Origin of the sequence: Psychrobacter sp. TB20-MNA-CIBAN-0197, assembly GCF_040309765.1 — a bacterium.
Classification (GTDB): domain Bacteria; phylum Pseudomonadota; class Gammaproteobacteria; order Pseudomonadales; family Moraxellaceae; genus Psychrobacter; species Psychrobacter submarinus.
Genome location: NZ_JBEOPC010000325.1, coordinates 1 through 297, shown reverse-complemented (window position 1 = coordinate 297; position 297 = coordinate 1). Strand labels below are relative to the sequence as shown.

At 63.0% G+C, this 297-nt stretch carries 1 protein-coding gene; it reads left to right on the top strand.

Annotation, left to right across the window (positions count from 1 at the left end):
- Positions 1 to 297 (top strand): FAD-dependent monooxygenase (locus AAEY83_RS13865; RefSeq protein WP_351059700.1); only part of this gene is annotated, 297 nt, incomplete at both ends.

Here is a 297-nt window from a genome sequence, read left to right as displayed (position 1 = left end):
CCCAAGTCGCCATTATCGGCGCCGGTCCTTCCGGACTGCTTCTCGGCCAGTTGCTGCACAACGCTGGCATCGACACCCTGATCCTCGAACGCCAGACGCCCGATTACATTCTTGGACGCATCCGCGCCGGTGTGCTTGAACAAGGCATGGTAGAGCTGCTGCGTGAGGCCGGCGTCGGTCAGCGAATGGATGCCGAAGGTCTGGTTCATGGCGGCTTCGATCTGGCGCTGGACGGGCGCCAGGTGCACATCGACCTGCACGCGCTGACCGGCGGCAAAACAGTAATGGTCTACGGCC